The organism is Paraburkholderia diazotrophica (assembly GCF_900108945.1).
GTDB classification, from domain to species: domain Bacteria; phylum Pseudomonadota; class Gammaproteobacteria; order Burkholderiales; family Burkholderiaceae; genus Paraburkholderia; species Paraburkholderia diazotrophica.
Genome location: NZ_FNYE01000046.1, coordinates 1 through 13,206, shown reverse-complemented (window position 1 = coordinate 13,206; position 13,206 = coordinate 1). Strand labels below are relative to the sequence as shown.

Here is a 13,206-nt window from a genome sequence, read left to right as displayed (position 1 = left end):
GCCATCACTGAAACGGCGTTGCGCCGCCTGCATGGCCAGCCATCGTCGGCAAGAGCACGCGAAGAACCTGAATGAATGCTGGCCCCAGCAATACCAGCATCAGCGTCGGAAATATGCAGAATATCAGCGGAAACAGCAGCTTGACCGCAATCTTCCCGGCAGCCTCTTCCGCCTTAAGCCGCCGCTTAAGCCGAAGGTTATCAGAATGTACGCGCAACGAATCACCCATGCTTGTGCCGAAGCGTTCGGCCTGAATCAGCATCGCGACCAGCACATCGATTTCCTCGACACCTGTTCGTCGTGCAAGGTTCTTGAGCGCAGTTTCCTTGCTCATCCCCGCTCTGAGCTCCAAAAGAAGAAGTTGCAACTCATCACTCAGTGTCCTGCTCTTGACGTGCATTTCATCAGCTACTTTCATCAGCGCCGCATCCAGCCCGAGGCCCGCTTCCACGCAAACCGTAAGCAGGTCCAGCGCGTCAGGAAAGTCCTCGAAAATAGTTTGCTGGCGCTGACGCACCCGGCGCGAAAGCGTGATATTTGGCAGGTAATAGCCCAGGCTCGCCAGCACGAGCAGCAACAAGAGAAGCAGATGATTCTTTTGGTTCGACAGATACGGGCCAGCCACCGCGAGGCAGACAAGGGGCAGCGCGATCACCAAGGCCGTCTTGGCTGCAAAGAAAACCCCGGGAGCAGACGCGCTGCGCCAGCCGGCGTGCATGAATTTTGTGCGCAGCGCCGAATGTTCCCAGCCCTCTTTGGGGATCGAAAGCTTTGCGATCGGCTTCGAGGCTTCCGCAATCTTCTTTACCCATTGTGCCTCTTCGCCGTCAGCCACCTGCGGCAAGGACTGCTCGTCGATGGTGAGCTTGCTGAGGCGGCGGTGTATCGAATTTGGCATCAGCAATGCCATCAGGCCGAATGAAGCAAGGGCGACAATCGCGAATACGGCGGCCAGTAATATGAGTTGTTCAGTTTTCATGGCGTGTATGGGATCGCCCCATCCTCAAAGAATGAAAATGACACGCTTCTTTTTAAACATGGATACGGATGATTTTTCGCATCCAGATCACACCCCACGCCATCATCACGAGCGCCCCGCCGACCATCTTGATACCAGCCGAATCGGTCCACAACACCCGAAGGAAGCCTGGATTCAGAATCGAGATCAGCAATGCCATCGCGAATGGCAGGACTCCCAGAATCCAGGCCGATAGCTTGCCTTCAGACGCCAGGACCTTGACCTTGCCGAGCAGCGCCAGCCGTGCCCGGATCATCTGGCTGATGTTGTCGAGAATTTCAGCCAGGTTACCGCCGCTCTCGCGCTGAATCAGCACTGCGATCACGAAGTAGCGCAGGTCACTGATCGGTATGCGGTTGGCGAGTCCGCCCAGTGCGTCATTGAGCGACACGCCGAAATTGATCTGATCGAATGTCGTGCGAAACTCGTTGCCGATCGGCTCGGGCATTTCATCCCCCACCATGCCGAGCGCCGTCGAGAACGAATGTCCGGCCCGCAGTGACCGGCCGATCATGTCGGTAGCCTCGGGCAACTGTGCCTCGATCTGCCTCATCCGCTTCGTCTTCGCGCGATTGACCCTGAATGGCGCGATCATGCTGGCGATCAGGATCGCAGCAAGAAGCGGCAGCAGCGGCACATAGACCACGCTGCCGGCGATCCAGACCACGAGTGGCGCAAATGCGGTGTAGGCGAGAAGTTTGCCCACCGACCAGTCCAACCCGGACTGAACCAGCCAGCGGTCTACCGTCCGGATGCGCGGCACCAACAGCAGCACCTTTGTCAAAAGTGGCGATGTGCTCAGTTCGCGCTGCTTGAGAATCGACACCGCGCTCTCATCGCCATGTCCGCTGGCGGACATCATGCGGATACGGCTTTCGACGCGTTTTGCCTCGCTGCTGTGCTTGCTTTTCCACCAGAGATAAGCGGCCTCGATCAACAGGATGATCGAAAAGAACACCAGAATGACAAATGCATAGAATGCGAAGTTCATGAGGATGCCCCTCTCCATTGAGCAGCGGTCTTTCCGCGCCACTCCGTTCCCGCATGGCCGTTGCCGTTACACCGGATAGTGCCGGCTCGGGTCGTACAGCGTATCAGGCACCGCGACACCGAACGCCTGGAGCCTCTCGGAGAACTTTGGCCGCACGCCCGTCGCGCAAAAATGCCCGCACACCTTCCCGTCTTTGTCGACTCCCGAGCGCTTGAACGCGAAGATCTCCTGCAGGTTGATAACGTCGCCCTCCATCCCCGTAATTTCCGAGATGCTGGTGATTTTCCGGCGCCCATCCGTCAGGCGGGCTGCCTGGATGATGACACCGATTGCCGAGCTGATCTGGTGGCGTGCGGACTTCGGCGGCAGATTCAATCCCGCCATGCCAATCATGTTTTCGAGTCGCGTCAGCGCATCGCGCGGCGTGTTGGCGTGTATTGTTGCAAGCGATCCTTCGTGCCCGGTATTCATCGCCTGCAGCATGTCCAGCGCCTCCGCGCCGCGCACTTCGCCAAGGATGATCCGGTCTGGCCGCATCCGCAGTGCATTGCGTACCAGCGAGCGCTGCGTGATCTCGCCCTTGCCCTCGATGTTGGGCGGACGCGTCTCGAGCCGCAGCACGTGCGCCTGGCGCAATTGGAGCTCGGCCGCATCTTCAATCGTCACGATCCGCTCATCGGATGGAATGAAACCCGACAGCAAGTTGAGCAGCGTCGTCTTACCGCTGCCCGTGCCGCCCGAAACCAGCACGTTCACCTTAGCGGCGGACAGCGCTTCGAGCACCTGCATCATCGGCGGCGTGACGCTTTGATACTCAATCAGATCTTTCACACCCAACGGGTTGACTGCGAACCGGCGAATGGACATCAGAGGTCCGTCAATGGCCGATGGCGGAATGATCGCATTCACGCGCGATCCGTCGGGCAGACGTGCATCGACCATCGGGTTCGATTCATCGACGCGGCGGCCCACACGAGATACGATCTTCTCGATCACTTTCATCAGATGCGCATCGTCGTAGAACGTCACGTCGGTCAGTTCCAGCTTGCCGCGCCGTTCGACATAGATCTGCTTGTATGTATTTACAAGAATGTCGGAGACGGTCGGGTCGGCCAGTAACGGTTCGAGCGGGCCGAAGCCGAGCATTTCGTCGCGCACGTCGCGCACGAGATGCCGCCGCTCGACCTCGTTGATCGGCACGTTGTCTTCTTCGACGATGCGCTCGACCAGTTGCGCCAATTCATGCTGAATCTGCTCGGTCGAAAGACGCTGAAGCTTCTCCAGCTCGACACGGTCGATGATGGCCTGGTGAACGTTCCTCTTAAGCTCCTGATACGCGCGCTTGGCCATCCGGTTGCGGTTGAGGTTCTCATCCTGAGCGGATGCGCCGCCCAGGTCGGAGAATTGTTCGCGTAGCGTCAATACGTTATCCATTTTTTCTCTCCTCTATCTCACGCCCGGCTCAGCGCCGGCCTGCCGAAGAATTTCTGCAGGATGCCGCCCCGTTCGGTCTGGGGTTGCGGCGGCGACAGCGAGCGCACCAGTTCACAGAGACCTTTGGCCACGCCGCTCGATCGGGCGAGCCGCAGGATCGGCACGCCCTGATTGATCGACGCCGACACCGAAGCGCCATCTTCCGGAATCACGCTCGCCACCCGCAGGCCCAATGCCTTTTCCAGCTCCGGCAACCCCACCGGCCCTTTCTTCTCATAGCGATTGACCAGCACGCGCACCTTTTCACCGCGATAGCCGAGCGAGCGGAAGATATCGAGCAGACGCCGGCCGCCGCGCAGATACGGCAGGCTCAGTTGCAGCACCGGGAAAATGCAGTCGCTCTGGTCGAGCGCCGCGATAGACACATTGCTGATGCTTTGACCGATATCGAAGATGACGAGATCGTACTGATGTCTCACCAGATTCAGGATGCGCTGCAAATGGTCTGGCTTGATTTCTTTCGCTTTGGCCGGATCGGGCGCACCCGCCAGCACATCGAAACCGTCGCTGACATGGGTCAGGCAAGCATCGAGAAACGCGGGATCGAGCCGCTCGATCTGTGCACTCACATCGGCCAGCGTTGCGGGCGGTGTAACTTCCGAGACGAGAAAAGCCGCTTCGCCAAATTGCTGGTTGAGATCGATCAGCAACGCGCGCTTGCCCGCTGTCGACGCCGCAAACGCCACATTTGCCGCAAGGAACGATGTGCCGCTTCCGCCCTTGCAGGAAATGAATGAGATTACCCTGCCGTCGCGTCGTGCTCCGTTCGACCTCGTGGCGATGCGTTCGATGGCATGCCGCAAATCCTGATGATCGGCCGGCCACGGCTGGACGTCCCGCACCCCCGCGCGCATTGCGCGAATGAGCAGGTCGGCTGACGGCGACGGCGTCAGCAGCATGCAGGTCAAATCGGCATGCTTCGTCGCAATAGCCGACAGCGCATCGAAGTCCTGTTGTGCCAGTTGTGCGCCGTCAAACATCAGCAGGTCAACGCCATCGAGCGCTTCTTTGTTCGCGCAGAGATCCGACAATTCTGCCATCGAAGTTTTGACCCGATGGTGAGAGTCTCCCGCCTCGACAATCCGCGCAATCGCGCCGGCATGTGCTGGATCGGGTGAGATTATGAGGATGTCGATCATTTCATTCTTCCTGTCACGGGCGATGGCTTAGCTACAGGTGGGATTGGTCCCGCCCACGCTGTTCAGGCTTTCTCTCGGCAATCTCGTCGAGAATGGCGGCATGGTCAGGTTGAATGGCACGAAGGGCACGACGGTATTGACCGCAACGTTGGCGATGGCAACCGTGACCGAAGTGCATGATGTGGCGTCACAGCCCGCTGGCGCGTATGTCACGGTTACGTTGGAAGGCTGCAGAATCGGCAATAGGCGCTGCATATCCCTGATCACTGGATTGCTTGCTGACTGGCTGCTGTTGATGTCGCACACCACGGCCACTCGCGCGCCCATCCGCGTGGCCTCCCCTGCCGTGTTCCAGTAGAACAGCACGCGTCCCATCTCCATGATGCCGATCAGCAGCGTGAAGAACACCGTAGATATCAAGGCGAACTCGAGCGCTGCGACGCCACGCTGGCGACGGGCGCAGGGTAGACGATGGATGTTGAGCCTGTTCATAGCACCTGCCTCATGACGCAACTGATGTCCCCGAAGACAAGGCCCCCAAGATTGAAGAACCCGGTGATCTGCGAGTACGGATAGCCGGTGACCTTGACCTGCACAAGATTGATCGTCTCGGCGGCCGGATTGGTTGGCACGTTCTTGAACTGTCCTGTGCACCCAGCAGTGTTGACCTGGTCACACACCACGACCATGTTCGTTTTCAGACCATCGACAAGAGGCGATCCTGAACAGTCTGTCGTGCCATAGACAGCAAGACACTGCGCTTGTGCAAGCGGATAGCCTGCGGCGTCGGTCGGGTCATACGCCGACAGCAGACGCGTCGCATCCCGCACTGACTTCGCGACCGTGTTGTACTGATAGAACGCATGCCCAAATTCAGCGATGCCAAGCAGCAGCGTGATCAGCGGCACTGCCACAAGCGCGAACTCGACAGCCACCGCGCCTCGCATTCTGCGCATCGATTTTCTTTGCGAGTGCATGACAGTCCCCTATTGAACCAGTACCGGCACCATCGGCCCGATGCCAGCAGAAGTGCTTCCCGGGATACCCTGTGTTGCGCAGGGCGTGGAGGGATCGGTCGCGTCACCGCGGTACTCCAGGTAGATCGTGCCATCAAGCCCGCTCTTGCTGCCGCCTTTCTCCATCGGGTGCAGCATCAGCACGCAGGCCCATGAGTCGATCGCCGATTTCTGGCTGCCAGCTTGTAACGCAGCACAGTCGGTCACCGGCACAAGCGCCAGCCGCCGGTCGGCGCCGCTTGAGTAGTAGGTGCTCGACTGGGTCGTGCCCTGAACCTCAAGGAGATTCGTCGTCTTGTCGTGGCCCTGATAAGGCGTGTGGTTCGGCCGCTGGTTGTCGCGGAAATCCGGGAAGACATTCCTCGTCGGATACGACCCGTTGAGCTGCGTAACGGGCGAATAGGCAAAGCCCGTAAAATCGGATATCCCGGTGGGATCCGGCGGCGGATTGTATGAGCCATGGTAGATACCGAAACGGGTGTTCCAGGCGTCGTCCATACTCTGGATGTTGCCGGTATGGCCGACCTGTGTACCGAGCGTCGGCAACGTGCACTGTCCCGAACCCGTGAGAAGCGTTTTCATGTCCGGCACGTTCTGACCAGGGTACGCGACCCACATGAAGTTGCCAGTCAACTGATTGTCCGAACCTACCTTGCTGGACACCCAGTCCCCCACGTTGTAGGAGCTACCGGCGGCCGGCTTGCAGATGGCAACGGGCAGCGCGCAGGTCGTCTGCGATTGCGTGGTCGACGCCACAGCAGTCGCGGCAACGGCCGACGTGCCGAGCGTGGCGTCGAGCACCTGCATGAACCAGTTCGCAATGCCCGTGCGGCTCACCGTACAGCGCACGTAGCCAATACTCGGCACGTCCGCCGCCGTGAACTGGTCCTTGGTCAGATAGGGACCGGCAAACTGTTTGCTGAACGTGACGTTGCCGTTGGTGCTCAGCGAGACGTTCTCGCTCTGCAGCACCACACGGTTGATCGATCCAACCGTCATGCCCGCGGCTTCGGGTGCCGCAAGAGAGACCGCTTTCGTCAGGTCGCGCGCTGCTGCCAGAGCGCACGCATCCGCAGCGTTGGACAGTTCGGTTTTCGCGACATACAGCTTGCCCAGATCGATCGCGAGACCGGCGAAGGCGACAAGCACCGCAAGCGTGAGTGCTACGATGATCGCCACAACGCCGCGCTCGCGCCGATGCGCAGCACCATATGCATCAGAACGGTTGACGCGACGCATGACGATCTCCTCGAAACTGTTGTTATCAGGTTGCCGTTGTTATTGGCCCACGCTGCCGCTGCCTACGCCGATCACGAAGGCATTCGGCGTCGGCACGACTTCCTTGAACGACTTGTCGTAGTTGGCCATTGCGGATGCTGCGGACTTGCCATCCACGCCCTGCGTGGACGGCGCGTGCTCTCCCGCATGCGGGTCGATAATCTGAGCCTGGGTGACCGTCTTCAACGCTTCACCCACATGTGCATCCCAGATCGGCGTGCTGGACATGCATCCACCCAGCGCGCCGCAGACCGACACCGCCAGCGCTGCCCAGCGCGCGAAAACAACATGTGCGAGTTTCATGAGATTCCCCTTGGCGTGAATTCAGTGGTTCAGCGCATGGCGTGAAGCATCGGTGTTCGCGACATCCTGCCGTCCCTCGCGTGCAGCGATCCGGCGAGCGGCGCTCTCGATGCGGGCAATCCGTGCTGCCTGTTCGTCCGTCACCGGATTGAGCACAACGGGTTGAGCCGACGGCTCGACCTTCTGTGGCGGCGCTGCATTGCCGGACGCGGCCGGTTGCGCGGGCGCGCTCGAGGTGCTCGGCGTGTCATGCGGCGGCAGTGCATTCGACACGGGTGCGGCAGGCGCCTGAGGTGCGGGAGCGGGCACAGGTGCCGACGCTGGCGCATTACCAGGCTCGGTCCCAGCGGGCGCAGCGGAATACTTGCCATGACGGCCTTCCATGTTGCCCGTCGCGTACACATCCACTTCGTTCGTTTGTGAGAAGGAGTCCGTCGGCAGCGGCAGGTTCGCGGTTTGCAGCGGCTTCACCAGATGCGGCGTAACGATGAACACGAGTTCCGTCAGGTCCTGCTGGAACGATGTGCTACGCATCAACGCGCCGAGCACGGGCACTTCGCCAAGACCGGGAATGGCTTTCAGCGCGCCCGACACGTTGTTGCTCAGCAGTCCGCCGATCGCAAACGACTCGCCGTCGTGCATCTGCACGACCGTCGACGCGCGACGCGTGTTGATGAGCGGCAGAATGGAAACACCCGTCAAGCCCGAAGCCGAGACCGCCACACCTGTGGGTGACAGTTCGGACACTTCAGGCGCCACCTTCAGGCTGATCCGCCCTCCAGACAGCACGGTCGGCGTGAACTTGAGCCCGACGCCGAACTCTTCTTCCTGCAGCGTGATGCTCGATACGCCGTTGCCGCTGCTTTGGGGAATGGGAATGAAGATCTTGCCGCCCGAGAGGAACGTGGCTTCCTGACCGCTGATCGTCACGAGGTTCGGTTCGGCGAGGATCTTGATCAGGTTGTCGGTCTTCTGCGCATCGACGGCGAGATTGAACGGGCGGTTGTTGGCCTTGCTGACGGCCAGTGCGCTCGTGACGCCCGCGAGCAGATTGCTCACGAGCGCCCCCGTCCACGAGCCGAAGCCGCCCTGAATATTGAGGGCCGATCCTAGCTGGTTCATCAGCGTCTTCGACACTTCCGCTACCTTGACTTCCAGCATCACCTGCTGTGGCGTGTCGACGGCCATCATGTTGATCACGGTGGCCGCCTTGCTGGTGCTCGAACTCTGCTGGCTCGTGCTCGACGTGCCGTTGCCGGACGTTGCCGAGGCTGCCTGCTGTTGCTGCGTGGGTTGCGAGTCTGCGAAGGCCTGCGCGATCTGCATTGCCTGTTGCGCGGCGGGTGCGCTCGACACGTGACCACCGAGCACGAGGTTGCCGGCCGCCGTCGATACGCGGATGCCCCGCTCTTCGGGCATCAGCTGTCCGAGTGCCTGCTGCAACCCGTTGGCGTCGATATTGACGATGACATTGATCATCTGGCAGCCGCCGCTCTTGCCCTGCACGATCATGTTGGTCGTGCCGACCGTCATGCCGACGACATAGAGCGTACGCGGCGACACCAACGCGGCCTGTGCGACCGTCGGATTGCCGAGTGTGCGGTTGCGCGCAGGCTCCATAAGGGGCACGAGAACCGATTTCCCGACGGACACGTTGACCGTCGTTTCATCGCGGATTTCGCCCGTGCAGCTTGGCCCGCGCAAAGGCAGAGGTCCGTTTGCCACACCTGCGGCGCCTGCAACGCCAGCAGGCCCGCCCATCGCGAGCGTCATCGGCGTCGCGCCGCGGCCTGCCGGCAACGGCGGTGTCGCGCCGCGCTTCGCCATCATCGGAAATTCGAACACCTCTTGTGCCTGGACAGTCTGCGCACCGACCAGTCCAAAGCAAACCATCGCGGCGATCGCCTTGCTGCCCAGCGAGCAGCGTTGCTTGATGATGCAGGATGAGAATCCTGGTTTCGTTTTCATTTCGTCATGCCCCCGATATCTGCAAGTCGAGACTCGCGTTCCTGCCTTGTTGTTACCAGCCACGGCGACCCGGTCAGAACGGCCGCAACCGGTCTAGAAACATTCGACACTGCCCAGCACGCCCGACAGCACACCGATGCAGTCACGCGGCGTAGCCGGGCGTGCCGCATAGTGCGCCCGGACGGGGCGCACGGGCGCCGCCGCAGGCGCCGAGGCTGCCACGGGGGCTTGCGTGCCGAGCAGTGTGAATTTAGTCGCGCCCGTCGTCGGCAGCGTTGCCGTGTCGATCTGGTTGCGCAACACGAGCGACAACGTCCCGACACTGCGCGCCAGATCGAGCTTCTCTGCCTGTTCAGGCGTGACTTCGAGCGTGACGGCGTTGACCACTTTCGGCTTGGTCTCGTCGCGGCCGACTTCCTGGGCAACGGCCAGCACGAGAATCTTCTCCAGCACAATCTTCGAAATGCTCTCGTCCTTGTTCGAGCCCTTGTCAGTGCCCTTGTCCTGCTGCGTGCTGACGATGATGTCGACGTAGTTGCCCGGCAGCGCGAAACCCGCGACGCCAATCACGTCGTTCACACGCACGGTGATGGCGCGGCGCCCTTCCCCGATTACAGCCGAGAGTCCGCCCTGCGTGCCGACGGGCGTGAGCTTGCCTTCGAGAATCGGCTCGCCCCGCAGCACGCTGTTTTTCATCACGCGCCCATCGAGCGTCTGGCCATCGGTGAACGCGCCGGGCGGCACGCTGCCCGATGGCCAGTCCACCATCTTGATGAATTCGTTATTCAGCCGTTGTCCGAGGTTGATGTCGACCGCTGCGACAGCAACCTTGGCCGTCATGCCCGACGACCTGTCTATCAGCCAGCGCGATGCCATTGCTACTGCACCGAGCCCGGCCACTGCGGCAACCAGCAACATCACCAACGCACGCATGTTTTTCATGACAACTCTCCCTGATGCCTGACCTGTGTTCTGACTAGGGTTTCCGGCCGTTTAACCGGTCCATTAACCGGCCGCTGATTTTTTTGCACTTCGCTCAGCGGCGCCTTGCTGTTGCGGCGGTGGCGTGTCATGCTCACCGACCACTGCGAAATAGGCGTTCCAGGCGCGCAGAAGATTCAGCGCGTCAGCGATGGCCGGCTGTTCCAGGTACTTCGCATTGGCGAGCACGATGCGCAGAAGGTCGCCCGGATAACAGGCGAGCAAAGGTCGGCCAGACGTCATGTGCAAGTGATGCACGAGGTATTCGAAGGCATCGTCGTCCGATATCACGCGCAGTTCTTCGCAACGGCGCTCGTACACGGTCCGGTACTCGGCAACGTCGAGCGCCCCGACATACAGCTTGCAGCCGAGGCGCCGGAAAAAGGCCTCATCGCCCAGATCGGCCGGCGAGAAGTTGCTCGAAAATGCCACCCAGACGTCGAACGGAAGCGAAAAGCGCAAGCCCGTATGCAAGGTGAACATGTCGCGGCCTCGGTCAAACGGCACGATCCAGCGGTTGAGCAGTTCAGCCGGCTCGACACGCTGACGTCCCAGGTCGTCGACCACATAAAGACCACCATTGGCCTTCACATGCGGCGGCGCCTGATAGAAGCCGCTGGATGCGTCGTAGCGCAGCTCGAGCATCTCGAGCGTGAGCTCTCCGCCCGACAGCACCGTGGGCCGTCGGCAGATCTGCCAGCGCGCATCGGCGGGCGCACTCACCGCACCGTCGCGCGAAGCAACCGTGACAGGCTCGTGAATCAGCGGGTCGAAAATCTGGATCACTTCGTTCTCGACGGCAACGGCATACGGCACCGCGACGCGCCCCGGCAGCAGATTGCCCAATCGTTCGGCAAGCGAAGTTTTTCCGCTGCCTGGCGGCCCGAAGAAGATCACCGGCTTGCCGCTATTGACCGCTCCGCCAATGTCGTCGAGCAGCGAGGTCCGGACCGTCAGCCCTGCGAAGGCTGCGCGCACCTGCGCGTGCGTCACGTGCATGTGCCGCACGGATTGCAGTTTCAGCGCCGCTTCATAGGCGGCGAGCGACACGGGCGCCGGGCCGACGTAACGGCAACGGTTCATGAATTCGGACGCACGCTGACGTCCGCCGTCCGTTAGCTGCAGTTCGACATCGAGGTCGCTGGCGCCGCGCCGCACGATTTCCAGAATTCGTTCCCGCACGCCGAACGACACGACGCTGTCTAGCACGCTGGCGCCGAGCTTGAGCCGCTGCACCAGTTGCGAGAGTGACACCTTGCCCATCACGAAAGCGGACTTGGCGACAAGTTCGAGAAGGAAGGTCTGATCGAGGCCCGTTTCAGCGATGGTCCGCGGCGCGCGCGCCAGCAGGCTCGTTCCTGCCAAGTCCGCGTCTGACCGTGCGCGGCTTGCGTCGTAGAGACGCGTAACGTCGGCCGACGCTTGCGGCGCCGTCGGTTGTTCGTCTTTCACGTTGTACCCCCCGAATTGGTCCCGCGCATTGCGCGAAATCTTCTCTGTCTGCTACCTGTTCTGCTGTCTTTTCTTTCTCTTGCCTCTCGACGTGGGCTCTCTTTCTGAATCCGGTTGCGCATTAACCGAGGCTATGCCCCGAATGCAGGACCATGATGCTAAGCGTGCCCAAGGCAATAGCGACGCCATATGGCAGCGACCCGACAGAAGGCAATGCGGCGTACTTTCCTGTTTCAGACAGCCTCCCGCTCAGCCCTTTCTCCGAAAGCATGATGGCCAGCATGTTGGTTCCCGTCGACTTCAATGCGTTCTTGAAGATCACCACCGTCAGCGCCCAGATGCCGCCGACGACGCAGGTCATCAGCACGGTCTCGAACGCCAGTTCTGGCCCGACGAACGCACCGACCATCGCCATCAGTTTCACGTCGCCTGCGCCCATGCCCCGCAACGCATAGAGCGGAAGAAACAGGCCTCCGCCCGTCAGTACACCGAGCCCCCAAGACGCGTACCCTTGAGCTGCACCGTGCTGCCACCACTGCACCGCAAGCGCCAGCGTCAGCCCCGCCAACACCAGCCAATTTGGAATGCGGCGCGAATGCAGATCCATACCTGCTGCCGTCGCCAGCAGGACGAGCAGACAGATGCCGACCGGAAATTCGAAAGCGTTCATGGGTTCGCCGTTCCTATTTGCGATTGATTGGTAAGGAGCGGCCTAAGGTGAAAAGGCCGCTCCTTGATCAATCCGTTTACGCCGGGGTCACAAGTTTGCCTTGGACGTAATTGAACACACCGTCGAGCTGGGTGCCGACAAGCGTGACCGAACCGATGATGACCACCGAAATCAACGCGGCCAGCAGACCATACTCAATCGCCGTTGCACCATCTTCATCACGCGCAAAGGCACGGATCAGGTCGAGAGTTTTTTGCATTTGAAGCTCCTTTGAAAAAGAAGTTGTTTTACTCAGGTACACTAAACATGCCCGCCTGCGGTAACGGCAAGATGCGTGTCACGGACGCGTAAACCACCACAGGCACAGTATGGACACCGAAGACGGGAGATGTCCGTGGCTACGCTCGAACATATCCACTTTGTTCCGCACCGCTGCGAGGTTGTCGACGGCGCAGTGGCTTACGCGCCGCGGCGTTACGGTCGCGAGACAGGGGCCCTGCCCCAGATATTCTGGGCTGATGGCGCGCCGTGGGCGGAGGCCAATCTTTGGGCCGTCGAGCGCATCAGTCGCGAGGCCGTGGCCATTGAGACCATCGAGTCGAACCTGCGTAGCCTGGCGGATTACGCAACGTTCCTGGAATCTCAGGGTTTGAAGTGGTACGCCTTTCCCATGCGCAAGGACGAACGGTGTCTGGTTCGCTATCGCGGTGCACTCGTCGAGGCGCGTAATGCCGGCCTGATCAGCCCGTCGACCGCTACCATGCGGATGCGCCAGGTTGTTCATTTCTATCGTTGGGTTCAGGCCCGCGGTCTGTTTTCTCCTGCATCGCCTCTCTGGTGCGACAGGATTGTCTACATCAGGTATTTCGACGCCGTTGGTTTTGAACGAACGCTTG

At 60.7% G+C, this 13,206-nt stretch carries 13 protein-coding genes and 1 pseudogene; 1 reads left to right on the top strand and 13 read right to left on the bottom strand.

Annotated elements, in window-relative coordinates:
• Positions 1 to 4 precede the first annotated feature (4 nt).
• The 13 genes from BMW76_RS34535 to BMW76_RS34475 all read right to left on the bottom strand — a co-directional run bounded on the left by BMW76_RS34535 (position 5) and on the right by BMW76_RS34475 (position 12,569).
• Positions 5 to 988 carry a type II secretion system F family protein gene (locus BMW76_RS34535; RefSeq protein ID WP_090873320.1) on the bottom strand — a complete coding sequence of 328 codons (984 nt, stop codon included), beginning with the start codon at positions 986 to 988 and terminating at the stop codon, positions 5 to 7.
• Between the two features lie 43 nt (positions 989 to 1,031).
• On the bottom strand, positions 1,032 to 2,009 hold the full coding sequence (locus BMW76_RS34530) for a type II secretion system F family protein (RefSeq protein WP_090873319.1): 978 nt from the start codon (positions 2,007 to 2,009) through the stop codon (positions 1,032 to 1,034).
• Between the two features lie 66 nt (positions 2,010 to 2,075).
• Positions 2,076 to 3,443: a CpaF family protein gene (locus BMW76_RS34525; protein WP_090873318.1), complete on the bottom strand. Its 1,368-nt coding sequence runs from the start codon at positions 3,441 to 3,443 to the stop codon at positions 2,076 to 2,078.
• A 17-nt stretch (positions 3,444 to 3,460) separates the two neighbouring features.
• The gene (locus BMW76_RS34520; RefSeq protein WP_090873317.1) at positions 3,461 to 4,642 is read right to left on the bottom strand and encodes an AAA family ATPase; all 1,182 of its coding nucleotides are present in this window, start codon (positions 4,640 to 4,642) and stop codon (positions 3,461 to 3,463) included.
• 27 nt (positions 4,643 to 4,669) lie between these two features.
• Positions 4,670 to 5,134: a TadE/TadG family type IV pilus assembly protein gene (locus tag BMW76_RS34515; RefSeq protein WP_090873316.1), complete on the bottom strand. Its 465-nt coding sequence runs from the start codon at positions 5,132 to 5,134 to the stop codon at positions 4,670 to 4,672.
• The gene (locus BMW76_RS34510) at positions 5,131 to 5,598 is read right to left on the bottom strand and encodes a TadE/TadG family type IV pilus assembly protein (RefSeq protein WP_245763502.1); all 468 of its coding nucleotides are present in this window, start codon (positions 5,596 to 5,598) and stop codon (positions 5,131 to 5,133) included. Before BMW76_RS34510 ends, BMW76_RS34515 begins: the two co-directional genes overlap by 4 nt.
• A 30-nt stretch (positions 5,599 to 5,628) precedes the next feature.
• Positions 5,629 to 6,897 carry a pilus assembly protein TadG-related protein gene (locus BMW76_RS34505; protein ID WP_090873314.1) on the bottom strand — a complete coding sequence of 423 codons (1,269 nt, stop codon included), beginning with the start codon at positions 6,895 to 6,897 and terminating at the stop codon, positions 5,629 to 5,631.
• Positions 6,898 to 6,936: 39 nt separating this feature from the next.
• A complete protein-coding gene (locus BMW76_RS34500; protein ID WP_090873313.1) occupies positions 6,937 to 7,239 on the bottom strand; it encodes a hypothetical protein in 303 nt (100 codons plus the stop codon).
• Between the two features lie 21 nt (positions 7,240 to 7,260).
• Positions 7,261 to 9,207 carry a type II and III secretion system protein family protein gene (locus tag BMW76_RS34495; protein ID WP_090873312.1) on the bottom strand — a complete coding sequence of 649 codons (1,947 nt, stop codon included), beginning with the start codon at positions 9,205 to 9,207 and terminating at the stop codon, positions 7,261 to 7,263.
• A 93-nt stretch (positions 9,208 to 9,300) separates the two neighbouring features.
• On the bottom strand, positions 9,301 to 10,149 hold the full coding sequence (gene cpaB, locus BMW76_RS34490; RefSeq protein WP_090873311.1) for a Flp pilus assembly protein CpaB: 849 nt from the start codon (positions 10,147 to 10,149) through the stop codon (positions 9,301 to 9,303).
• A 63-nt stretch (positions 10,150 to 10,212) separates the two neighbouring features.
• Complete coding sequence (locus tag BMW76_RS34485) at positions 10,213 to 11,640, bottom strand: ATP-binding protein (protein WP_090873310.1); 1,428 nt, start codon at positions 11,638 to 11,640, stop codon at positions 10,213 to 10,215.
• Positions 11,641 to 11,761: 121 nt separating this feature from the next.
• Positions 11,762 to 12,310, bottom strand: a complete 549-nt coding sequence (locus BMW76_RS34480) for an A24 family peptidase (RefSeq protein WP_090873309.1) — start codon at positions 12,308 to 12,310, stop codon at positions 11,762 to 11,764.
• 76 nt (positions 12,311 to 12,386) lie between these two features.
• The gene (locus tag BMW76_RS34475; RefSeq protein ID WP_090873308.1) at positions 12,387 to 12,569 is read right to left on the bottom strand and encodes a Flp family type IVb pilin; all 183 of its coding nucleotides are present in this window, start codon (positions 12,567 to 12,569) and stop codon (positions 12,387 to 12,389) included.
• A 135-nt stretch (positions 12,570 to 12,704) separates the two neighbouring features.
• Here BMW76_RS34475 and BMW76_RS34470 point away from each other — a divergent pair.
• Positions 12,705 to 13,206 (top strand): annotated as a pseudogene (locus BMW76_RS34470) (site-specific integrase); the annotation flags it as partial.